The 23294-nt window shown below is 41.6% G+C and carries 16 protein-coding genes and 1 pseudogene; 9 read left to right on the forward strand and 8 right to left on the reverse strand.

All coding sequences use genetic code 11. The annotated features are described in order from the left end of the window. Positions 1 to 600 precede the first annotated feature (600 nt). From JZ784_RS05805 to adeS, 7 genes are all read left to right on the forward strand, one after another. Entirely contained in the window at positions 601 to 1617 is a 1017-nt protein-coding gene (locus tag JZ784_RS05805) for a BMP family ABC transporter substrate-binding protein (RefSeq protein WP_346314166.1), read from the forward strand. A gap of 88 nt (positions 1618 to 1705) precedes the next feature. Continuing rightward, complete coding sequence (locus JZ784_RS05810; protein ID WP_346314167.1) at positions 1706 to 3310, forward strand: ABC transporter ATP-binding protein; 1605 nt, start codon at positions 1706 to 1708, stop codon at positions 3308 to 3310. 25 nt (positions 3311 to 3335) lie between these two features. Next, positions 3336 to 4436 (forward strand): ABC transporter permease, encoded by a 1101-nt coding sequence (locus JZ784_RS05815; RefSeq protein WP_346314168.1) that lies wholly within the window; start codon positions 3336 to 3338, stop codon positions 4434 to 4436. A gap of 30 nt (positions 4437 to 4466) precedes the next feature. Further along, positions 4467 to 5387, forward strand: a complete 921-nt coding sequence (locus tag JZ784_RS05820; RefSeq protein WP_346314169.1) for an ABC transporter permease — start codon at positions 4467 to 4469, stop codon at positions 5385 to 5387. A 115-nt stretch (positions 5388 to 5502) separates the two neighbouring features. Beyond that, on the forward strand, positions 5503 to 6873 hold the full coding sequence (locus tag JZ784_RS05825; RefSeq protein WP_346314170.1) for an amidohydrolase: 1371 nt from the start codon (positions 5503 to 5505) through the stop codon (positions 6871 to 6873). A 298-nt stretch (positions 6874 to 7171) separates the two neighbouring features. Continuing rightward, positions 7172 to 7900 carry an efflux system response regulator transcription factor AdeR gene (gene adeR / locus JZ784_RS05830; RefSeq protein ID WP_346314171.1) on the forward strand — a complete coding sequence of 243 codons (729 nt, stop codon included), beginning with the start codon at positions 7172 to 7174 and terminating at the stop codon, positions 7898 to 7900. Then, a complete protein-coding gene (gene adeS, locus JZ784_RS05835) occupies positions 7890 to 8996 on the forward strand; it encodes a two-component sensor histidine kinase AdeS (RefSeq protein ID WP_346314172.1) in 1107 nt (368 codons plus the stop codon). Before adeR ends, adeS begins: the two co-directional genes overlap by 11 nt. 40 nt (positions 8997 to 9036) lie before the next feature. Here adeS and JZ784_RS05840 read toward each other — a convergent pair whose 3' ends face one another. From JZ784_RS05840 to JZ784_RS05850, 3 genes are all read right to left on the reverse strand, one after another. Then, on the reverse strand, positions 9037 to 9579 hold the full coding sequence (locus JZ784_RS05840) for a GNAT family protein (protein ID WP_346314173.1): 543 nt from the start codon (positions 9577 to 9579) through the stop codon (positions 9037 to 9039). A 77-nt stretch (positions 9580 to 9656) separates the two neighbouring features. Beyond that, positions 9657 to 12761, reverse strand: a complete 3105-nt coding sequence (locus JZ784_RS05845; protein ID WP_346314262.1) for a multidrug efflux RND transporter permease subunit — start codon at positions 12759 to 12761, stop codon at positions 9657 to 9659. Beyond that, positions 12758 to 13921: an efflux RND transporter periplasmic adaptor subunit gene (locus JZ784_RS05850; RefSeq protein WP_346314174.1), complete on the reverse strand. Its 1164-nt coding sequence runs from the start codon at positions 13919 to 13921 to the stop codon at positions 12758 to 12760. The genes JZ784_RS05845 and JZ784_RS05850 overlap by 4 nt, the downstream gene beginning before the upstream one ends. A 535-nt stretch (positions 13922 to 14456) precedes the next feature. Between JZ784_RS05850 and JZ784_RS05855 the strand changes: the two genes are divergently transcribed. Further along, the gene (locus tag JZ784_RS05855; protein ID WP_346314175.1) at positions 14457 to 15155 is read left to right on the forward strand and encodes a DUF1826 domain-containing protein; all 699 of its coding nucleotides are present in this window, start codon (positions 14457 to 14459) and stop codon (positions 15153 to 15155) included. A gap of 153 nt (positions 15156 to 15308) precedes the next feature. Here the strand turns inward: JZ784_RS05855 and JZ784_RS05860 are convergent, their stop codons facing one another. From JZ784_RS05860 to JZ784_RS05875, 4 genes are read right to left on the reverse strand one after another with little or no spacing between them, the layout of a single operon-like run. Next, entirely contained in the window at positions 15309 to 16424 is a 1116-nt protein-coding gene (locus JZ784_RS05860) for an ABC transporter permease (protein WP_346314176.1), read from the reverse strand. Positions 16425 to 16430: 6 nt separating this feature from the next. Further along, on the reverse strand, positions 16431 to 17558 hold the full coding sequence (locus JZ784_RS05865) for an ABC transporter permease (RefSeq protein ID WP_346314177.1): 1128 nt from the start codon (positions 17556 to 17558) through the stop codon (positions 16431 to 16433). A gap of 1 nt (position 17559) precedes the next feature. After that, the gene (locus JZ784_RS05870; RefSeq protein WP_346314178.1) at positions 17560 to 19335 is read right to left on the reverse strand and encodes an ATP-binding cassette domain-containing protein; all 1776 of its coding nucleotides are present in this window, start codon (positions 19333 to 19335) and stop codon (positions 17560 to 17562) included. Between the two features lie 6 nt (positions 19336 to 19341). Continuing rightward, on the reverse strand, positions 19342 to 20346 hold the full coding sequence (locus JZ784_RS05875; protein ID WP_346314179.1) for an HlyD family efflux transporter periplasmic adaptor subunit: 1005 nt from the start codon (positions 20344 to 20346) through the stop codon (positions 19342 to 19344). A gap of 111 nt (positions 20347 to 20457) precedes the next feature. Between JZ784_RS05875 and JZ784_RS05880 the strand changes: the two are divergent. Beyond that, positions 20458 to 20757, forward strand: a pseudogene (locus JZ784_RS05880) (TetR/AcrR family transcriptional regulator); the annotation flags it as partial. Positions 20758 to 20853: 96 nt separating this feature from the next. Here the strand turns inward: JZ784_RS05880 and JZ784_RS05885 are convergent. After that, a complete protein-coding gene (locus tag JZ784_RS05885) occupies positions 20854 to 23055 on the reverse strand; it encodes an OsmC domain/YcaO domain-containing protein (protein ID WP_346314180.1) in 2202 nt (733 codons plus the stop codon). Positions 23056 to 23294 lie beyond the last annotated feature (239 nt).

A 23294-nucleotide genomic window follows, 5' to 3' on the forward strand; every position in this document is an offset into this window, starting at 1 on the left:
TAGATAAGTAGTTATTAAAATTTTCTTAGTTCAAGCATAATTAGCACACCTCATTATTATTTTATTACCTAATTTAGCGCTTATTTTTCTCTACACACATAAAATTTAATGATTAAAAATGGTGCAAGATTAAATCTATCTTTGTATTAAAAAGATGCATAAAAATAATACGGAATCAATATGTGAAATAAATATTTTTTTTCTTTCATTACTGTCTAATCATATACAAACCCAAATGTTTATAGGTGAATATTAGAAGCTAAGCACATAAGAAATACTTTATTTATGAAGCTTAATATATTGTTTTTTAAATACATAAAAAACAGGAGAAGGCATTCTAAAAATAAGAATATAAAAATAACTGGATTGTTCAAATTTTTTTGAAGAGTTGGAACAGAATTTGCAAATTATTAGAAAGAGCCTAAGTGCTGCATCGCTAAATTTCCAAATGAAATAAAAAATCAGCGGAAATTTAAAATCAACTTCCTATGGGGAATTAAAATGCTAAAGACCTTTAAATCAAATCCTGCAAAAAAAAGTTTTAATCTCAAAAAGCGCACTTTACAGCTTTTGACTGGTTTAACCCTTGGCAGTTTGGCAATGAGTCAAATTTATGCACAAGATAAAGCAGCATTTGTATATATTGGCCCGACCAGTGACCATGGCTGGACTTATTCACATGATCAAGGCCGTATTAAAGCGGAAAAGGCTTTAGCTGGAAAATACAAAACGACTTTTATTGAAAATGTGCCAGAAACTGCCGATGCAGAACGTGTTATCCGCAATTTGGCGCAGCAGGGCAACAAAGTTATTTTTGCAACGTCTTTTGGCTATATGAACCAAATCGAAAAAGTGTCTAAGCAATTTCCAAACACTGTTTTTATGCATGCTACCGGTTATAAGCAGGGTAAAAATTTAGGTGTTTATGATGTGCGTACCTATGAAGGCGCTTATTTATTAGGTGTGGTGGCAGGTCAGAAAACCAAATCCAATACACTGGGTGTGGTGGCATCGTTCCCAATTCCTGAAGTGGTGCGAAACATTAATGCTTACACCTTAGGTGCGCAAAGTGTAAATCCTAAAATTAAAACCAAAGTGATTTGGGTCAATTCTTGGTTTAACCCGGGTAAAGAACGCGATGCTGCATTAGCCTTGATTGCTCAAGGTGCAGATGTTCTTATGCAAAATACCGATTCTCCAGCAGTGGTACAAGCAGCGGAACAGAAAGGCATTTATGCCTTTGGCTGGGACTCAAACATGGCTAAATTTGGGCCTAAAGCGCATCTTGCTGCTTCAGTTTTACATTGGGAAAAAGTCTATACCCCAGCACTGCAGCAAGCGGCAAATAAAACATGGAAGCCAAGCGCAATTTGGTATGGCGTAAAACAGGGCGCAGTCGCGATTGAAAATTTTGGACCATCCGTTCCTGCACCTGCGAAAGCCAAAGCTTTAGCTGCACAAAGTGCAATTCTTAAAGGCACTTTGCATCCATTTACAGGGCCTATTTACAAACAGGATGGTTCTGTTGCGGCAGCCAAAGGCGTAGTGCTGAATGACGCGACCTTAGGGAAAATGAATTATTACGTAAAAGGGGTTGATGGCGCTTTGCCGAAGTAATTTTCTATCTCAATTTACTGTTTCTGCACAGTAGAGACTGTGCAGGAATGATTTGAAAATGATCAAACTTGCGTACAGAGCCAATGTTATGAATGTACAACATGCGACACCAGAGCTTGATTATGCGGCTTCGCAAAAAGAGGGTCTGCATCTGATTCCGCGGCTTGAATTGCTGAATATCAGTAAGAGCTACAATTCACTTAGAGCCAATGAGAATATCAATCTAAAAGTGCAGGCAGGGCAGATTCACGCCATTTTAGGTGAAAATGGCGCAGGCAAAAGTACTTTGATGAAAATCATTTATGGCGCTGCTAAAGCCGATACAGGGCAAATACTATGGAATGGTAAAGAAGTCGTTATCGATAGTCCTGCAGCGGCGCGTAAATTGGGCATAGGCATGGTGTATCAGCATTTTTCTTTATTTGAAACGCTGACCGTCGCTGAAAATATTTTGCTTGGGCTAGATGAAAAAATAGACATTAAAGCGCTGCATGAAAAAATTATTCAAGTTTCAGAACAATATGGCTTGACCGTCGATCCGCGCCGAGAAGTGCATTCGCTGTCCGTCGGTGAGCGGCAGCGTGTAGAAATTATCCGCTGTTTATTGCAAAACCCAAGTCTGCTGATTTTAGATGAACCGACTTCGGTACTGACGCCGCAAGCGGTTAAGCAATTATTTAAGACCCTGAAACTGCTGGCATCGCAAGGCGTTTCTATTTTATATATCAGTCATAAGCTGCATGAAATTAAAGCTTTGTGTGATGTAGCGACTATTTTACGCAACGGCAAAGTTACAGGTTATGTATTGCCTAGTGAAAATAGCACCAGTGATTTAGCGCGCTTAATGATTGGCCGTGAGCTGCCAATATACCACCATGAAGCTTATGCAGGCGAAGCGCAAAAGAATTTTGAAATTAGCCACATCAGCTACGTGTCTGACGATCCTTTTGGCGTGGACTTAGACAATATCAATCTGAATATATATTCAGGTGAAATTATGGGTATTGCTGGGATCTCAGGGAATGGCCAAGCAGAATTGCTGGCATTGCTGTCTGGGGAAAATCAGACAAAGCAAGGCCATATTATTTTGAATGGGCAGGATATTTCTAAAAATACTGCCGGTGAAAGGCGAGATTTAGGATTGGGCTTTGTACCTGAAGAACGCTTAGGCCGCGGGGCAGTGCCGAATATGACCTTATCTCAGAATGCACTGCTGACTGCTTTCCGTCAGGGCTTAACCAAGTTTGGCTTAATCAATTTTGAAAAAACCAAAGCGTTTGCAGCCCAATGCATTGAAAAATTTGGTGTTAAAGCCGCAGGCCCACATGCAGAAGCGCGCTCACTCTCAGGCGGAAATTTACAAAAGTTTATCGTAGGCCGAGAAATTCTGCAGCAGCCGAAAGTGCTGATTATTTCACAGCCCACTTGGGGAGTAGATGTCGGCGCATCGATGTTTATCCGCCAGACCTTGATTGATTTATCGCGGCAGGGCGTAGCCATTTTAGTCATCTCAGAAGAGCTTGAAGAACTGTTTGAAATTAGTGACAAAATTTGTGTACTGGCTGCAGGAAAGCTGTCTGAACCCATGCTGACCCAAGACACCGATGCTGAACAAATTGGCCTGCTGATGTCTGGCATTCAAGATGTTGCGGCAGCAAACTCAGAAACCCAACACTCCCATGCGCATGCATAGAGAAGCAATGAATTAAGGTGACATGATGCATTTATTAGAACCGAGAGAATATCCTTCTCAGCTCATGAAGTGGCTTTCTCCCGTCATTGCATTGACGGCCATGCTCATTGTGGGAGGTCTGCTCTTTTTAGCTTTAGGTGTGAGCCCTACTCAAGCCTTGTATATTTTCTTTATTGAACCACTGACTACAGCTTATAGCTTGAGTGAACTAGCAATTAAAGCGAGTCCATTAATTCTCATTGCTTTAGGGCTGGCTGTGGGTTTTCGCGCCAAATTATTCAATATTGGCGCGGAAGGCCAGCTCACGATGGGCGCTGTATTTGGCGGCGGTATCGCTATTTTATTTCACAATCAAATCGGCTGGTGGATTTTACCGCTGATGTTGATGATGGGCGCAATTGGCGGCGCATTGTGGGGGCTTATTCCAGCATTGCTGAAGACCCATTTTAATGCGGAAGAAACCCTGACTACGCTGATGATGAATTATGTAGCTGTGTTTCTTTTACTGTACTTGGTCAATGGCCCATGGCGTGATCCAGACGGCATGAATTTTCCGCAGTCTGTGATGTTCGGTGAAAGTTCAACTTTGCCTTTAATTATTGAAGGAACACGGGTCAATGCATCCATTTTTATCACCATCGCTGCAGTTGCGCTACTTTGGTTTTTTATCCGTAAAAGCATGACTGCATTTAAGCTGGAAGTAAGCGGTCAAGCGCCGCTGTCTGCCAAATATGCAGGCTTTTCATCTGCTAAAGCTGTCTGGCTAAGTCTGGGTATTTCAGGTCTGATGGCAGGTATTGCAGGTATTTGTGAAGTGGCTGGGCCTATTGGCCAGCTCAACCCAAACATCTCTCCGGATTATGGCTATGCCGCCATCATTGTGGCGTACTTGGGCCGTTTAAATCCATTGGGTATTGTTCTTTCAGGCTTTTTAATGGCTTTAATTTATCTTGGCGGTGAAATGGCGCAAATGCAAATGCAGCTGCCAGTCGCGATTACAGGGATTTTCCAAGGCTTGCTGCTGTTCTTTTTACTGGCTTCTGATGCCTTGATTGAAAAACGCTACCGTTTTGCCAAAAAGAAAATCAAAGTGATTCCTGCAGCACCCCATGAAAACTTGGCTTAAAGCGGCCAACGATGAGTCAGGAGAAATAACATGAGTATTGAAATTACAGCAATTCTAGCGGGAACAATTGCAGCAGCAACACCTTTAATTTTTGCAGGTCTAGGTGAGCTGGTTGCAGAGCGTACAGGGGTCATCAACCTTGGGGTAGAAGGCATGATGCTGGTGGGCGCCATCGCTGGTTTTGCTTTTGCTGCGACATATGACGCCAGTATCTTCAGTGCTTTGCTGGTTGGCGGTGCAGCGGGTTTATTGATGGCGCTGATTTTTGCATTTTTTACCTTATCCATGAGTACCAATCAGTCTGCTTGCGGTTTGGCATTGACCATTTTCGGTATTGGCATTTCAGCTTTTATTGGGCAGAACTATGTCAGTACAGCGTTGCCCGGACTGCAAAATTTAGATATTCCACTGCTGTCTGATATTCCATTGATTGGGCCTATTTTGTTTCAGCAAAACTATGTGGTGTATCTGTCTATTTTAGCTTTTTTGATTGTTTGGTGGGTGCTTGCTAAAACACGTCTTGGCCTATTGCTGAAAGCAGTGGGGGAGTCGCCGGAAAGCGCGCATGCCATGGGCTACAACGTTTTGGCCATTCGCTATGGCGCGGTGCTTTTTGGCGGGCTGATGGCGGGCATTGGCGGCGCATTTTTATCCACAGTTTATACACCCATGTGGATTGAGAACATGGTGGCAGGACGAGGCTGGATTGCGATTGCTCTTGTGGTCTTTGCTGCATGGAAACCGACCCGTTTAATGCTTGGAGCATATCTGTTTGGCGGTGTCACTATTTTGCAATTCCATGCGCAGGCGCTAGGCATTAATGTGCCGAATGAAGCGCTTTCAGCTTTGCCTTATGTCGCAACCATTGTGGTGCTGGTCATTATTTCACGTGATAAAAAGCTGCTAAAAATGAATCTGCCCGCATCATTAGGCAAAACTTTCACGCCTTAAAAAACCCTTACTAAATATTTAAACCTTCTCCGGTGCTAAGCCTATTTCGGCTTAGTGCATTGGGAATACTTTATTTCAAAGTTACTTTTCATAAGTTTTTCTTGGAAATCATAAGATGAAAATTATTTCAGCAGATTATGTACTGACCATGGATGATATGCAGCGTTGCATTCATAATGGCGCAGTGGTGATAGATGGCGCAAAGATCCTACAGGTGGGAACATGTGAAGAAATTCAAAAGCAGTACCCAGCACATGAGATTCAGCATTATGAGCATAGTTTGATCATGCCAGGATTAATCAATACGCATTGCCATTCAGGCTTGCTGCGCGGTACAGCAGAAGGGCTTCCTGTTTGGGATTGGCTACAGCAATTTATTGATCCTATGCATCGGGTACTGACAGCGCATGATGCCAAAATTGCGTCTTATTTATGTTATGCGGAAGCATTATTATCTGGCACCACAACATTGGTGGATATGTGGCGCTATATGGATGGCAGCGCCGAAGCCGCAGAACAGTTAGGTATACGTGCGGTATTGGTTCCTTATGTCGCAGAACATCCAGATCATGATTATTTTGAAACACTCAATAGTAATGAAGCTTTAATTCAAAAGTGGCATCAACAAGCCAATGGACGAATTAATGTTTGGGTTGGCTTAGAACATCTTTTCTATGCAGAAGAAAAAGCATTAGCTCGCATTCAACAACTGTGCAATCACTATCAAACAGGTTTTCATACGCACAGTAACGAAAGTAAATTTGATGTAGAAGAAAACTTACGACGTTATGGACAAAGACCAATTCAGACCCTTGAACGTTTAGGCATGTTTGATGTGCCTAAAGCGTTGCTTGCGCATTGTGTTTGGGCCAATTCCGCAGAAATTGATATTTTAAAACAGTATCAAGTTGGGGTTGCGCATAACCCAATTTCTAATATGAAGCTGGCTTCGGGTGCAGCACCTATTGCAGAAATGCTGGCAAAAGGGATTGCAGTTGGTTTAGGTACAGATGGTGAAAAAGAAAATAATAATTTAGATATGTTTGAAGAAATGAAAACAGCATCACTATTGGCTAAATTTTCCAGTTTAGATGCAGCAGCGCTGGATTCATGGTCGGTGTGTCAAATGGCAACCAAACTGGGTGCCAAAGCGCTAGGAATGCAAGATCAGATTGGTTCTATTGAAGCTGGAAAGCTGGCAGATTTAATCGTGGTTAATACAGCAACGCCACGAATGACGCCGCTGATTGACCAGGGGGCATTGTTTAATTTACATACAAATCTGGTGCATGCTGTGCAAGGTAGTGATGTGCTGATGACCATGGTCAATGGTGAAGTGGTTGCAGAACATGGCCGTTTGAAAAATGCAGACTTACAGGCGCTAATCGATGGCGTTAATACGGCTGCGCCTTTGTTGTTTGAACGCAGAACTGCATGGCTGTCTCAGCATCAGCTGTCTATTATAAATGAGCTACAGAAATCTTAGTTGTGCAGGATATAAATTAAAAATCTCCCAGCTATTAGAGAGATTTTTAATTTATGATTTCTACTAGAACATATATTCAGTAATGATCCAGCTCATCGTCGAACTATTGATTATCTTAATCATTGCATTTCGTATAATGTATATTATGTTAAATAGATAACATTTGCTATTTGGTTCATTAATACTGATATATGATGAATTTTATTCTATATCACACCTAAATTACTACTCGTCTAATCATATCTATTACACAATTAAATGTTAAAATGCATGGCTAGCTTCATCTAAGATAAAACATATGTTTCCAAATCTACAGCACAGCTTCGAAAACAGCGTCATTCTTGTTGTTGAAGATGATTATGATATTGGTGACATTCTTGAAAAATACATAAAAAATGAAAACATGCAGGTCATCCGTGCATTGGATGGACAGCAAGCTTTAGAATGCCTGAAAACCTACTCCATCGACCTGATTCTCCTTGATATTAAATTACCCAAACTAAATGGCTGGGAAATTCTACAAATCATCCGTCAAACAAGTAATTTACCTGTGATTATGCTGACTGCATTGGATGATCAAGTGAATAAGATTATGGGGCTAAAAATGGGTGCTGATGACTTTATTATTAAACCATTTAACCCTAATGAAGTGATTGCACGAATACAAGCTGTACTTAGACGAAGTGCAATCCAACACACTGAAATTCATCATGTTATTCATTATAAAAATATTAAAATTACCCCTGATCACCATCAAGTTTACATTTCAAATGGTCAAAAAAATCAGCTGATCAACCTTACATTAACTGAGTACAAAATACTGGCTTTAATGGCAAAAACACCGAACAAAGTCTTTACTCGCAATGAATTGATCCAAAACTGTATGCCTGAAAGTGATGCTTTAGATCGCACTGTAGATAGCCATATCAGTAAGTTAAGAAAAAAACTTGAAGAAAATGATGTAAATGGCTTATTGATAAATGTCCGTGGCGTGGGTTATCGCTTAGATCAAAACTATGAAATTTAATTTTTTAAAAAACTCAGTTGGAATTAACTTTCAGTTTATCATCATGATGAGCCTACTCAATTTAGGCGTTACGCTGTTATCTTTCATGATTGGCTATTTTGTTTATAGCTGGGCAATCGAAATCGGCTTTTTAGATTTCCAAAGTGTTAATTCAAATGAATTTTCCATCACATCCGTAGACTTTATATGGCTATTTTTAGTTTTATTAACAGGCTTTTTTCTTTCTACTCTCCTCGCCTTTAAATATGGAAAACGCTATACACAGCCAATCAGTGATTTAGCCGATGTTATTCAGCAAATTCAGCAAGGTAATTTAGCACTCAGAATTAAACAGCCACATCATGATATTCCACATGAAATAAAATCACTCATAGAGAACTTCAATGCCATGGCAAACCAGCTTGAAGTATCAGTTAAGAATTCAACCGTTTGGAATGCTGCGATTGCGCATGAACTAAGAACACCTGTGACAATATTACAAGGCCGTTTGCAAGGTATTGTCGATGGCGTATTTATTGCTGATCAGGCTCTACATCAAAGTTTATTGAACCAAGTCGAAGGCTTATCTTACCTTGTGGAAGATTTACGGACACTGACACTGATTGAAAATAAACAATTACGTTTAGAACTTGAGCAGACGAATTTAAAAGACAGTATTGAAAAATGTCTGCAGATGTTTAATGAGCGGTTTCAAGATAAAAAACTAAATGTTTTCATTCGTTTGACGGATGACACTGTGCATGTCGATATACGGCGCATGGAACAAGTCTTTATTGCATTATTCTCTAATTTTTTAAGATATTCGAATGCCGGACAAATCAATATTACAACCGTGACCACAGCAGAACATTGGGTATTAACGCTTGAAGATGAAGGTCCGGGTATTGATGAATCGCATATCGAACACTTGTTCAAACCTTTCTATCGTCTGGAAGACTCTAGATCCCGTTTAGATGGCGGTACTGGATTAGGCTTGGCAGTGATTGATGCAATTATTGAAGCACACCAAGGTCATATTTATTATTCTAAATCCAAAAGCTTAGGCGGCAGCTGTTTTACAATACAGTTAAAGGCCCAAGCTATTTTGAGTATTTAAGTTAAAAATACTCAAACCAGCATCATAATTCTTTTAAAAATCAAACTTTATTAACACCCCACTCTTTCTTTAGGATTGCATATTGCATGGTATTTTCATATTTTGGTGAACCATCTGGATTTTTAATAAATGAGATAAATTCTATAAAATGTCCCTCTTTACGAAAACCTAAACGCTCGCAAAGTTTTTGTGAAGCGGTATTATAATCTTCGACATAGGCATAGATTCGTCTCGTATCTAATTGATTAAATAAGTAATCTATAAATGTATAAGCACTTTCGTTGGCATAACCTTTGCCATGAAATTTTTCATTAAAATTCCAGCCAATTGAATATGTATCTGGTTCTTCTTTGATAAAGAAAATCTCACCAATGAGTTGATCAGAATCTTTCAGGCATACTGCAATACAGTCATTGTCATTTTGCCTTTTGTGAATTTTAGCCAGTGCATCTTCAATCGTTGTTGTCGTATCGGAGGCAAAACAATTGGTGATTGGCTTTGATAAATATTCTAATAATCCTGACGCATCTCGTTCTTCAAATGTTCTCAAGATTAAACGAGGGGTTTCGATTCGAATTGTCATATTCAATCTCACATGATTCATCATTAAATTTGGGGATGAGCTTAAATATATTATGTTCAGCTCACCGATTTAGTGCGTTAATGCGCAGCTTTGCGTTTCGAGAATTTCTCTACCATGCTCATGACTACAATAAAGAAAATCGGTACAAAAATAACAGCCAAAACTGTTGCGCTGATCATGCCGCCAAACACGCCTGTACCAATCGCTTTTTGAGTTTCAGAGCTGGCGCCACTGGCAATGACTAATGGAATTACACCACAGGTAAATGCCAGAGACGTCATTAAGATTGGACGTAAGCGCAATTTAGCTGCAGCAACTGTTGCCTCAACTAAGCCCATCCCTTCCTCTCTTAATGCTTTTGCAAACTCAACAATCAAAATGGCATTCTTTGCGGATAGGCCAATAATCGTGATCATGCCGACCTTAAAGAAAATATCATTTGGCATGCCGCGCAACATCACTGCCAGAAAGGCGCCAATCAACCCTAGAGGTACAACCAGCATCACGGATAATGGAATTGACCAGCTTTCATAAAGCGCTGCCAAGACAAGGAAGACGACTAACATCGACAACAGTAATAAAAACAAGGTTTGTGATTCAGACTGTTTTTCTTCTAGAGAAATCCCCGTCCACTCATAGCCCACGCCTTTCGGAAGTTGTTTAATCAGATTTTCCATTTCGCTCATGGCTTGTCCTGAAGACATACCAGCTGCTGGACTGCCAGTAATACTCAATGATGGGCGACCATTGTAACGGTTATATTGCTGCGGTGAATGTTGCCAAATTGGGCTAATAATTTCAGACATGGAAACCAATTTACCGCTTTGGCTATTCACCTTAATCTGAAGAATATCTTCAATACTCATACGTGATTTTGCATCTAATTGAACAATGACTTGCTGCATACGGTCTTGATTTGGAAAGTCATTGATATACATTGAACCCATCGAGGTCGAAATAATATCGGTGACATCACTAAAATTAACACCCAGTGCCTGCAATTTGTCTCGATCAATTTTAAGCTCTACAGAACTGCCATCAGGTAATCCTTCAGGATAGACCTCCGCCACGATTTTACTTTGTGCTGCTAATGCTAAAAGCTGATCTTGCGCCTCTCTTAAAGCAGGCATACCAATGTTGCCACGATCTAATAATCGCAATGAAAAACCAGATGAATTCCCCAGTTCATCAATGGCTGGTGGTAACACAGACATGGTCTGACCTTCTGAACTTTCAGCCATCGCCATATTGGCATTATTCACGACTTCTTGTGCCGTAATAGTACGCTCTTCAAATGGCAATAGATTGGTAAAATACATCGCTGTATTTTGACCAGAACCACTAAAGCCAAAGCCCAATACAGCCATGTTGTCTTTAATACCCGTCTCTTGGTCTAAGTGATTTTGAAATTCAGCAACGACTTTACGGGTACGTTCTTGTGTTGCATCCGCAGGCAGCTGAATCGAGGTCATAAACCACCCCTGATCTTCTTCAGGCATAAACGCAGTTGGTACTTGTTTAAAACTGAAAATCAGCACAATAACAATGCCTAAGAAACACAACATTGCGATGGTTTTATGTTTAATCACTTTAAATAAACCGCGTTCATAGCGATTGTTCAGCTTCTCAAAACTACGATCAAACCAAGCAAAAACACCTTTTTTCTGATGATCTTGATCAATCGGCTTTAACATCGTTGCACATAAAGCTGGGGTTAATGTCAGTGCAAGGAATGCTGAGAATAAAATTGAAACCGACATGGTAATGGTGAACTGACGATAGATAATCCCCACCGAGCCTGCTGCCAAAGCCATCGGTAAAAATACAGCGGCTAACACTAAGGTGATACCAATAATCGGATTGGTAATTTCCTTCATGGCTTTAGACGTGGCTTCAACTGGAGATAAACCTTCTGTCGCCATAATACGTTCAACATTTTCAATGACCACAATCGCATCATCGACAATAATCCCGATCGCAAGCACCATGCCGAACATGGTCAGCACATTAATCGAAAAACCAGCAAGCAGCATCACTGAGAATGTGCCAAGCAATGCAATCGGTGCAACAATCGCTGGAATCAAGGTATAACGAACATTGTGTAAGAAGATGAACATGACAATAAAAACTAAAGCCATAGCTTCAAGCAATGTCATGATTACTTTTTCAATCGAGACTTTTACAAAAGGTGCAGTGTCGTAAGGTATAGAGAATTTCATACCATCAGGTAATGCTGAACCTAACTGTTCAATTTTCGCTTTCACTCCCTCTGCAGTCTTAACAGCATTGGCACCAGGGCTCATTTGTATCGCCACAGCTGTAGAGGCTTTACCATTTTCTAAAATCGCAAAGTTATACATCTGCGCACCAATTTCGACACGAGCGACATCCGACAATCGAACATTGGCGCCATTTTGCTGAGCACGTAGACTAATATTCTTGAATTGCTCTACAGTTTCTAATTGACCTTGAGCGGTTAAAGGAATAGTAATTTGTTGCCCCGTCAACGCAGGAACATCACCAATACGGCCTGGTGATATCGGCAAGTTTTGGTTTTGGATGGCTGTATTCACATCTTGAATACTCAAGCCATAAGAGACCAAACGATCTGGATCGACCCAAATCCGCATGGCTTTCTCAGCACCAAAGTTTTGGACTTTACCAACACCTTCAACCCGTTTTAATTCTTCAATCACATAGCGAGTCATGTAGTCACTGACATCAATTTCACTATATTTGCCATTCGGTGAACTTAAGCCCACCATCATTAAAAAACCAGACGATGCAGCGTCGACCATCAGCCCCTGTTGTCGAACTGTTTGGGGTAAGCGCGACTCAATAGCTTTAATTTTGTTTTGTACATCAACTTGTGCAAGTTCTACATCTGTACCCGGCTTAAATGTTGCGGTGATTGTTGCTGTTCCAGAACTATCTGAACTTGAACTGTAATACAGTAAGTTTTTGACACCTGACATTTCCCGCTCAATCAAGGTCACAACACTATCATTCAATGTTTTTGGCGTAGCACCTGGATAAATTGCCGTAATACTTATCTGTGGTGGCGCAACACTTGGGAATCGTGCAATAGGCAGCTTAGGTATGCTGAGCACACCTAACAAGATAATAAATAAGGCAATCACCCATGCAAAAATAGGACGCCTAATGAAAAATTGAGACATTATGGCTGTCCTCCCTTTTCCTGAGCATTTGCAGGTTGCCACTGCTTAATTTTTAGTTTTTGCTCAGGCTGTATACGATCAGCCCCTTCGACAATGACTTTTTCACCTGCTTGCAACCCTTGTGTCACCACATAACTGTTTTGATAATGCTGACCAAGCTGAATAGGCTTGCTTTGCGCTAAACCTTTTTGATTAACAATCGTAACATTGGCTTTGCCGCTAATATCATGTTGAATCGCTTGTTCAGGTACTAGGAGCGCATTTTCAACTTGAGCTCGGCTCATATTGACTCGAACATACATGCCTGGCAAAAGTTTTTGATTTTCATTATTGGCTAAAATCCGAATCGTGACATCACCAGTATCAGGATCAACTTTAGTATCCGAAAATAGGATTTCACCTGTAACATGATAAGGTTTACCCTGACTATTCAGGATTTCAACCGTATGTTTAGTATTTGAGATATCTCCTTGCTGTAAAGCTTCCTGTAGTTTTTCATAATCACTAATTGATTGCTTCACATCGACGTAGACTTTATTAATCTGTTGTATCACCGCCATGGCATTGGTATCGCCTTGACTAACCAATGCACCTTCAGTCACAAGGATTTCACCAATCGTTCCAGAAATGGGTGCTGTAACAGTCGCATATTTAAGATTAAGCTGCTGTCTGCTTAACATGGCTTGCATTTGCGCCACGTCCGCTCTTGCTTTTTGATAATCTGCTTCCGTATTGTTGTATTCCTGCTGACTAACCGCATTTACTTTTACTAATTCAGTGTAGCGTTTTAACAGCACCAGTAAACGTTTCACCTCAGCCTGTGCACGGTTTAATGTCGCTTGATTGCTTTTTACATCTGCCTGAAAAATTTCAGAATTTAATTTAAAAAGCGGTTGACCCGCTTGCACATAAGAGCCTTGTTTGAAAAGCACTTTATCGACAATTCCACCCACTTGCGGACGAATTTCAGCAATACGGTAAGCTATAACACGGCCAGGAAGATTTTCAATTAAATTCATTGATTGAGGTAATACAGTGATTGTACTGACAACAGCCGGCGGCATTTCTACTTTGGACTGTTCAGTATTTTCAGATTCTGAGCAGCCCATTAAAAGCACAGTTGTAATAAGTATTGAACCTATTAGGTGATGACGTGTTTGCATGTTTTTTCAGAGGGAGTTTTTAGATGCTACTACTTTGAAATAGCAGTGTTTATGAATTGCTGATGTTGTGTGGAGATTGTGTGGAGAAATAAAATTTATATTTTTTTGATCCTATTTTAGTTTTTATTCATAGTTCATGAACTTTAAGACTATAAATTTAGATCAATATTTTATTAAATAATTGAAAATAAAATAGATAGTTTATTTGAATAATTATGAAGTGAACTTTAGATAAACATAAGTTAAATTGCATATCCAAAACTGTGGCCTGTGCAACCTCAGTTGTTGCCACAGCTCAGCATCGTGAATCTGCAAAAATGCATCGTATTGCCCCATTAATTAATAAATAAACTAGAGCATTCCTATTTCTAAGCCCTTTTTCGAGTTGAATACTCATATTAGATACATACATCAACATTATTTAATTTTACAACCAGTCACCTTGCTGATTGAGCATTTAGAATAATTGAAGGGATTCACCTCATTTCTATCGAGCTGATGTTATGATTGGTTATAGTTTTTATTTAGCTTATATATGAAGCATCATTTTTCTAACAGCAGTCAAATCAGTACCGTTTCTAACTTTTCTGAACTTATCAACTTGCATTTTCACGGCGAGGTTAATGCGGTTTGCTGGCATCGTAATTTGACTGGAGATTTTAAAGAAATTGTGGCTAAGCTTCATTTAGTTGAAAACATTACAGAAGTTTCTACGGAAGACCTTTTAGCATTACAGCTTACAAAGCAAGGCAATTTAGCAAGGGACACCATCCTAAATGATATGCAGCTATTGGCCGATTTTGGCGCTTCGCCTTCCCTGAATTTGCTCAAGAACTATGAACGTGATGATGAGCTAGATTTCTTTGCGACTGATGTCTATTCATTTCATGTAGATCGTTCACCTATCGAAACTGATACTTTTTTATGTACTTATCATGGTGCGGCAAGTGATCTTGTATTTAATGATCAAGTCGAACAAAAGATTTTGATTCCAGAAATTCGTGAAAAGCTGAAACAGCTGCATGACGGCCCAGAAGCTGAATTTGAACGCTTTTTAGAAGAATATTTTTTTGATTTACATTATCAACTCAAACCCAATGCACAGCCGGTAAATTTAGGCTTAGGACATCTTTGGCGGCTCGCAGTCGATCATCCAACTCAGAAAGTTTTACCCTGTGTGCATAGAGCGCCAGTTGAAACAGATGGCGAATATCGGCTTCTCTTGATTTGTTAAAGATCTCTTCAACCTCTCGTGGAAAAATCGAGCGCACTAAAACGAGTAAACAGCCCTGCAGGTTTCATCCGGCCACAGCTTTTATTGCAGTATGAAGTGCTCATAAATATTATCTAGAACAGGCCTATCACCTTGATTGAGAGATGCTTTTCGTCAAGACAGTCTGTTTCTAAACAGCCACGCGGCTAAAGGCAAGGTCAGCACGGCTAAAACAAACATCGGGACAAAATCCCACTTCACTTGGTCTAATGTCGCACCTTCTAAATACACCCGCTGAATTAAGTCTAAGCCAAATCTTAACGGGTTTGCATAGGTTGCAATTTCCAAGAAATGTGGCATGTTTTGTACAGGTGTCAGCAAACCAGACAGCAGCATCATTGGCATAATCAGAAAAAAGGTATACAGCATCGCTTGCTGCATATTTAAAGACACGGCGGAAATAGACAGGCCAACGCCCACAACCGCAATGTTGAAGCAAGCTAAACCGAAATACAGTAAACCAAAGGAACCATTCATAGGAATTTGGAACCAAAATAAAATGATCAGCAGGATAATGGTCGATTGCATCAAGCCAACAAAGATCGGCGGCAAAGCCTTGCCAATCATAATATGCAATGGCGTATACGGCGTGACTAATAATTGATCAAAAGTGCCCTGTTCCCTTTCTCGGGCCACAGACAACGCAGATAACAGCAAGGTCTGCATCATGCTTAAAGCAGCAATCAATGATGGCATTAAACTCCAGCGCGATTCTGAGTTGGGGTTGTACCAAACGCGGGTTTGAATATTTACATTCGACACTGCGCCTGCCCGCTCTTGATTCACTCTTGCAACTACACTGTTGATATATGCGCCTGCCATGCTGGCTGTTGAAGAGTTCCGGCCATCTAAAATGACTTGAATCGCGGAACTTTGACCTTGGTTCAGCTTGTTTTCAAAGTCGCGGGGAATGGTAATCACCGCTAAAGCCTGACGCTCATCAATGACCTGCTGAATCTGATCATTATTGTATAAAGTCGCTGTACGCTTAAAAATTCCAGAACCATCCAAATGCTGCAATAATTGCGCCGAAGCTTGCCCATGGCTTTGGTCCAGCACGGCATAATCCACCTGATTGACGTCATAACTGGCCGCATAGCCAAACAATAGGGCTTGAATCAGCGCAGGTGCAAATAAAATTGTCCGGTTGGCCGGGTCACTAAAAATAGCCAAAAACTCTTTTCTAACCAACACCATCAGATAATTCAGCCATGCAAAAAAAGAACTCATATTGAATTACCTCAAACGCTTTTTCAGTGAAATACACGATGCTGTGGTCAGCACTACAATATAAATCATTAAAATGCCGCATTCTTTTAGCCACAAGCGCCAATCATCGCCACCTAAAAATAAGGTTTTAATGAGGGTCATGAAATGGGTTGCAGGTAAGATTTGACTAATGACCTGTATCACAACAGGCAAATTACGGGTATCAAATACAAATCCAGATAGCATCATCGCTGGCATAAAACTGGCCAATAACGCCATTTGACTGGCCTGAAACTGACTGGATGAAAATCCTGAAATGGTTAAACCCAATAGCAGCGACACCATTAGATATAAAAATGATGCGCTGACAATAGAAAGCAGAGAACTGCGAATAGGCACATCAAAAATGAGCGATGCGGCTAATAAGCACACCACAATATCAATCATACCAATCACAATATACGGCGTTAATTTTGCCAATACTAACTCTAAAGGCCGAACAGGAGTCACAAATAAGGCTTCCAGCGTACCGCGTTCACGCTCTCGAGCAATCAACAGCCCTGTCAGGAAAGCCCCAACAAGGGTTAAGATTAAAACAATTAAACCTGGGACTAAAAACCAAGTACTGTTTGCCGACTCGTTAAACCACATCCGCTGTTCAACGGTAATGATTCCAGCAGCGCTTTCTGCATTGCTTCGGTCTGCCTGAATAGCCTGTGCTGTGGCAAAAGCGCCAGAAATATAACCCTGCAACGCAGACGCAATACTGGTGGAACGGCCATTGGTAATAATTTGAATACTGGCATTGCCATTTTCACGCTGTTCTGCAAAATCGGAAGGCACATTGACAATCGCGTCAATTTCATCCCGCCCCATTGCTTCTTTAGCCTCATGGAAACTGGTAAACGGCGTAGCGGATAAATAAGTGCTGCCATTTAAGCCTGAAATGAGCTGATCGCTTTGCGGCGTACTGTGCTGTACAACCACGCCAACTCGGCCATTCGTCAAATCAAATGATAAACCATAGCCAAATAATAAAATCAGGATAATTGGCAAAATTAAACCAATTGCCATACTGCTTTTATCGCGCAGCAATTGATTGCTTTCCTTGCCTATTAGAGCCACTAAACGGCGGACAAAAGCATTGAAATGCATATCAGTGCCTCCGTGCCTGTTCAACAATGGCAATAAAAGCGCTGTTCATGTCATGCGCTTGTTCTAGGCCTGCCTGCAGGCGGACATGTTTGGGCGTACCTAATGCTAAAACTTTGCCTGCATCCTGTATCGCGATGCGGTCACAGTATTCTGCTTCTTCCATAAAATGCGTGGTGATAATAATCGTGATGCCTTGATTGGCAAGTTCACCGATGGTGTACCAAAATGCACGCCGCGCCAGCGGGTCAATGCCGCTGGTAGGCTCATCTAAAAACACAATTTCAGGCTGATGCAGTAAAGCCGCGGCCATCGACAATCGCTGTTTAAAGCCATTGGGCAAATCGCCGCTTTTGGCATGAGGATTGAGTTCAAATTGATACAGTGCTTTTTCTATTTGCAAAGAAAGCTTTTTACCGCTGAGTCCATAAGCGCCTCCAAAAAATTTAAGGTTATCCAGTACCGTTAAATTGCTGTACAGCGCAAACTTTTGCGATACATAGCCAATTTTCCGCCGCGCTTCAGCACGCGCGTAACGGAGGTTCACCCCTGCAACTTCTAAAGTGCCAGAACTGGCAGGCAATAAACCGCACAGCATGCGAAAAGTCGTGGTTTTTCCTGCACCATTGGGCCCCAGCAAGCCAAAAATTTCCCCGCGCTGCACGTCAAATGAAGTGCTGGCAACAGCGGTGAAATCACCAAACTTGCGGACTAAATCTTTAACTGCAATGATGGGTTGCGCGTTTGCCGGATCTGCTAAAGAACTGGCTTGAATTAAGCGATCAACATCGCTGTTTGATATCATGGATTCACTGTTTGCTTTACGCTGCGCTTGATGCAAAAACAGCATAAATGCATCTTCAAGTTCGGGCGGACGCGCTTCAACCTGTGTCTGTGCAGGCAAATGTTCTGGCGCCAATTGCGGGTATTGCGCTGTAGTGATAAAACGCACGACATCGCCCTTAGGCACTGCATCTGTAATATATGCCGGCAGGTCTAATAAGTGTGACTGCAAGAGTCGGGCTTTCATGTCCTTTGGCGGCTTCGCTTGCCATGTCAGCCCGCGCACCTGTTCACTTAAGGCTTCCGGGTTGCCTTGTGTCAAAATTTGCCCTTCATACATGACATAGACTTCTGCGCAGCGTTCTGCTTCATCCATATACGTGGTACTGATGATGACGCTAAGATTTTCCTCTGCCACCAGCTGCTGAATAATCTGCCACAAATCCCGCCGTGATAATGGATCAACCCCGACACTGGGTTCATCCAGCAGCAATAATTCAGGGGAACGCACCAACGTGCAGGCTAAGCCTAGTTTTTGTTTCATGCCGCCAGACAGCTTACCCGCTGGACGCGCTGTAAACTGGGTTAAATCGGTAATGGCCAATAGCCGTGCGAACCGCTCTTTCCGCTCTTTTTGCGGCACACCATGTAAATCTGCATATAAATTCAAATTTTCTTGGATACTCAGGTCTTCATATAAACCAAAGCACTGCGGCATATAGCTAATACGGTCTTGTATCTGCTGCGGGTGCTTCGCGACATCTATACCCAGCACTTCAAGTGAACCCGCACTCGGCGGATACAAACCTGCAATTAAACGCAAAAAAGTGGTTTTCCCCGCACCGTCAGGCCCAACCAAGGCCGTCAATTGCCTTGCTTTTATGGCAATATTAAAATCATGAAGCGCACAGATATCGGGACTTTTTTTTACTGCCGCAGGAAAAATTTGGCGTAAATGCTTTGCGACCACAACATAGGTTTCCTGAGCATCTTTCATGCGCGTTTACTCTGAATGCGTTCTGGCAATTTTAACGGTTACAGGCTGCCCCATTTTCAAGGCATCTTGCGGGTCATTCACATGTACACGAACTTCATACACCAGCGTGGTGCGGATATCTTCAGTCTGCACAGTTTTTGGCGTAAATTCCGCAACTGAAGAGATATAGCCAATTTTCCCATCAATCGGCTGATTTGGCTGTGAATCACGGATGACTTGCGCTTCGGCGCCCATTTGAATTGCATTGAGGTCTTTTTCATTGGCATAAACACGCACCCATTTCGGGTTTGTTAATGCCAATGTATAAACCGGTTTTTGCGCTGTAGTCATATCGCCAGCCTCTTGCAGGCGAGCGCGCACCACGGCATTGACTGGCGCAGTTAAAACACTTTGCTGAATTTGATAACGGATCAAATCTAAATTGGCTTTAGAGGCATCAAACTGCGCTTTAGCAGCTTCACGGTCTTCAGAACGCGCCCCATTTTTTAATAAAGCCAGATTGGCCGTTTTCTCTTTGACAGCAGCGGCAGCCGTTGCCTGATTGCTTTGAGCATAATCCAGTTCCTGCTTGCTGATGGCCTGACCCGCAGTGTCATGAAACAAAACCTGTAAACGCTTTAAGTCTTTTTCGGCGTTATCAAATTGCGCTTTCGCAGAAGCCAATTGCGCTTCAGCTTGTGCAATCTGTTCTGGACGCGTCCCGGCATCTTGTTCAATCACCGTTTGTTGCTGCACTTTAAGCTGGGCCTCAGCTTGCTGCAGCTGAATATTCAGGGCATCGGTGTTCAATTTTGCAAGCACATCCCCTTTTTGAATGTGATCGCCTTCCTGCACATTCATTTGCTGAATGCGGCCGCTTTGCTCAAAAGCTAAGGACACTTGCCGGATATCTACATTGCCAAACAAAGTCAGGGCTTGGTCTGATTTTTGATCTTTATTAAAATACCAAACGGCAGCTGTGATAACGACCAGTAAAACTGCAATGATGGTAGCAATCCCTCCCTTTTTCATAAGCCCCCCAAACGATCTGTTGTAATTTTTGGTTTAAATTTAAACTATCACGGAATAATCAAAAAAATACATAATTCTACGTTTATAAAACGAAATTAGCTTGATTGAAATATGCATCGCTTAAAGCGCAGTGACGGTGATGTCACTAAAAAGAAAATTCTGCAAAGCGCAGCTGAATTAATTGCACAGCATGGTTTTGCCATGACCAGCAATAAAGCAATTGCCGAAGCGGCAGATGTGGATTTAGCCTCCATCAACTATTACTTTAAGGGCCGTGACGGCTTATACCAAGCGATCTTAACGGAAGCCCATCGGCAATATTTTGATGAACAGGATTTAATCGATTTAGTGGCTTCAAATCTTTCTCCCGAAGACAAGCTTGGGATGTTCTTTGAAAAATTAGTTGTGAAATTTCGATCCGGCAATACATGGTATAGCCAAAAGGCATTATGCATCAAAAAAGGCCTTAGAATCTATCTAAAGCCTTTTTTGAAAACAGGACCGTGATCAATTCAGAGCGACAGCTTTTGCACGCGCAGCATGCAGTTTTTTATAGCTGTCAATTAAGCATAAATGGCGGTCTAGGCCTTCAAGCTTCATACTGGTCTCTGTCAATCCATAAAACCGGATGCTGCCGTCCATAGAACCAATCACCGCATCCATACGCTCATCGCCAAACATTCGGCGGAAGTTGATTTCATAATCATTTAAATCCAGATCATCATCCAGTTCTACTTCCAGAACGACATTCAAGCATTGATAGAACAATCCGCGTTCAACCGTATTGGTATTGTATTGCAGGAAGGTTTCAACCAATTCTTTTGCTTCTTCAAACTCTTGCAAAGCCAGGTAAATCAGCAGCTTAAGTTCAAGAATTGTCAGCTGTCCCCACACTGTATTATCATCAAATTCGATGCCGATTAATGTGACGATATCCGTATAGTCATCGGCTTCAACGTCTTCTAAACGCTCAACCAGCATTTCCAGCTGCTCTTCATCTAGACGGTGAATATTTAAGATGTCTTCACGGAAAGCCAGCGCTTTATTGGTATTGTCCAAAATTAAATCTTCTACCAAATAAATTTCTGAATAATCAGGCACCAATATACGGCAAGCAGTCGCACCTAAATGCTGGTAAACCGCCATGTAAACTTCTTTACCCATCTCTTCAAGAATGTCAAACATGGCTTGGGCTTCTTCAGCATTGGCATTTTCACCTTGGCTGGTGAAATCCCATTCGACAAAGTCATAATCAGATTTTGCACTGAAAAACTTCCAAGAAACCAAACCGCTAGAATCAATAAAATGCTCTACAAAATTGTTCGGCTCTGTGACCGCATTGCTGCTGAAGGTCGGTTTAGGCAAATCATTTAAGCCTTCAAAACTGCGGCCTTGCAGCAATTCAGTTAAGCTGCGCTCTAAAGCCACTTCCAATTTAGGATGCGCGCCAAATGAGGCAAAAACACCGCCAGTACGCGGGTTCATTAAGGTCACGCACATAACTGGAAATTGACCGCCCAAAGAAGCATCTTTCACCAGCACTGGGAAGCCTTGCTCTTCTAAACCTTTAATCCCCTCGACAATGCCTGGATATTTGGCCAAGACATCTGCTGGAACATCTGGCAGCGCAATTTCACCTTCCAAAATTTCACGTTTTACGGCGCGCTCAAAAATTTCAGATAAGCACTGCACTTGCGCTTCAGCTAAGGTATTGCCTGCGCTCATGCCATTGCTGAGGTACAAGTTTTCAATCAAGTTTGATGGGAAATACACCGTTTCACCATCTGAATGGCGGACAAAAGGCAGTGAGCAGATACCGCGCGCAGTATTGCCTGAATTGGTGTCGTATAAATGTGTGCCTAGAAGTTCATTTTCAGGATCATAAATTTCACGCGTATAGCCATCCAAAATTTCTGCAGGAAGCTCGCCATTGGGGCCTGGCTGAAACCATTTTTCATCTGGGTAATGCACAAATTCTGCATTGGCAATGTCTTCACCCCAAAACTGATCGTTATAGAAAAAGTTGCAGTTTAAGCGTTCAATAAACTCGCCCAGTGCAGACGCTAAGGCGCTTTCTTTCGTTGAACCCTTGCCATTGGTAAAGCACATTGGCGACTGCGCATCGCGGATATGCAGGGACCAAACATTCGGCACGATATTGCGCCATGACGCAATCTCAATTTTCATGCCTAAATTTGCCAAAATACCTGACATATTGGCAATGGTTTCTTCCAAAGGCAGATCTTTTCCGGGAATAAATGTACTGCTTTCTGACGCTGAATTCGGCATCAGCAACGCTTGCGCATCCGCATCAATACTTTCCACTTCTTCAATGATAAATTCAGGGCCAGTTTGAATGACTTTTTTCACTGTGCAGCGGTCAATTGAACGCAGAATGCCCTGACGGTCTTTTTCAGAAATATCTGCTGGCAGTTCCACCTGAATTTTAAAAATCTGCTTATAGCGGTTTTCAGGGTCTACAATGTTGTTTTGTGAAAGCCGGATATTTTCTGTCGGGATGCTGCGCGCTGCGCAATACACTTTCACAAAATATGCGGCGCAAAGCGCTGATGATGCTAAGAAATAGTCAAATGGGCCGGGCGCTGAACCATCACCCTTATAGCGGATCGGCTGATCGGCGATTACCGTGAAGTCATCAAACTTCGCTTCTTGTCGAAGGTTGTCGAGATAATTGACTTTGATTTCCATGCAGGCACCTAAATATTTTTATGCGTTTGCGTATGGCGCATAAAACTTAAAATTTGTATCAATCAGCTGAATCGCGGAGCAAAAATTGACTGAAAAACTAAAAAATGACAAGAATCCGAATGCGTTTGAAAATTTCTCAACTGCCCAAACGCCGATTCTTTAAAGATGGGCCGTATTATAAAGAGATTTAGCGCATTTGATAACTTTTGTCTGGCTTTACTGAATATTTAATAGAAACA

It is taken from the genome of Acinetobacter sp. CWB-B33 (genome assembly GCF_039655955.1).
Lineage (GTDB): Bacteria > Pseudomonadota > Gammaproteobacteria > Pseudomonadales > Moraxellaceae > Acinetobacter > Acinetobacter bouvetii.

Excerpts from the sequence above, each read along its gene's own strand:
- JZ784_RS05855 (WP_346314175.1), top strand. The coding sequence starts at position 14,457 with ATGAAGCATCATTTTTCTAACAGCAGTCAAATCAGTACCGTTTCTAAC.
- adeS (WP_346314172.1), top strand. The coding sequence starts at position 7,890 with ATGAAATTTAATTTTTTAAAAAACTCAGTTGGAATTAACTTTCAGTTT.
- JZ784_RS05810 (WP_346314167.1), top strand. The coding sequence starts at position 1,706 with ATGAATGTACAACATGCGACACCAGAGCTTGATTATGCGGCTTCGCAA.
- JZ784_RS05875 (WP_346314179.1), bottom strand. The coding sequence starts at position 20,346 with ATGAAAAAGGGAGGGATTGCTACCATCATTGCAGTTTTACTGGTCGTT.
- JZ784_RS05850 (WP_346314174.1), bottom strand. The coding sequence starts at position 13,921 with ATGCAAACACGTCATCACCTAATAGGTTCAATACTTATTACAACTGTG.
- JZ784_RS05825 (WP_346314170.1), top strand. The coding sequence starts at position 5,503 with ATGAAAATTATTTCAGCAGATTATGTACTGACCATGGATGATATGCAG.
- JZ784_RS05840 (WP_346314173.1), bottom strand. The coding sequence starts at position 9,579 with ATGACAATTCGAATCGAAACCCCTCGTTTAATCTTGAGAACATTTGAA.
- JZ784_RS05860 (WP_346314176.1), bottom strand. The coding sequence starts at position 16,424 with ATGAGTTCTTTTTTTGCATGGCTGAATTATCTGATGGTGTTGGTTAGA.
- adeR (WP_346314171.1), top strand. The coding sequence starts at position 7,172 with ATGTTTCCAAATCTACAGCACAGCTTCGAAAACAGCGTCATTCTTGTT.
- JZ784_RS05865 (WP_346314177.1), bottom strand. The coding sequence starts at position 17,558 with ATGCATTTCAATGCTTTTGTCCGCCGTTTAGTGGCTCTAATAGGCAAG.
- JZ784_RS05805 (WP_346314166.1), top strand. The coding sequence starts at position 601 with ATGAGTCAAATTTATGCACAAGATAAAGCAGCATTTGTATATATTGGC.
- JZ784_RS05870 (WP_346314178.1), bottom strand. The coding sequence starts at position 19,335 with ATGAAAGATGCTCAGGAAACCTATGTTGTGGTCGCAAAGCATTTACGC.
- JZ784_RS05815 (WP_346314168.1), top strand. The coding sequence starts at position 3,336 with ATGCATTTATTAGAACCGAGAGAATATCCTTCTCAGCTCATGAAGTGG.
- JZ784_RS05820 (WP_346314169.1), top strand. The coding sequence starts at position 4,467 with ATGAGTATTGAAATTACAGCAATTCTAGCGGGAACAATTGCAGCAGCA.
- JZ784_RS05885 (WP_346314180.1), bottom strand. The coding sequence starts at position 23,055 with ATGGAAATCAAAGTCAATTATCTCGACAACCTTCGACAAGAAGCGAAG.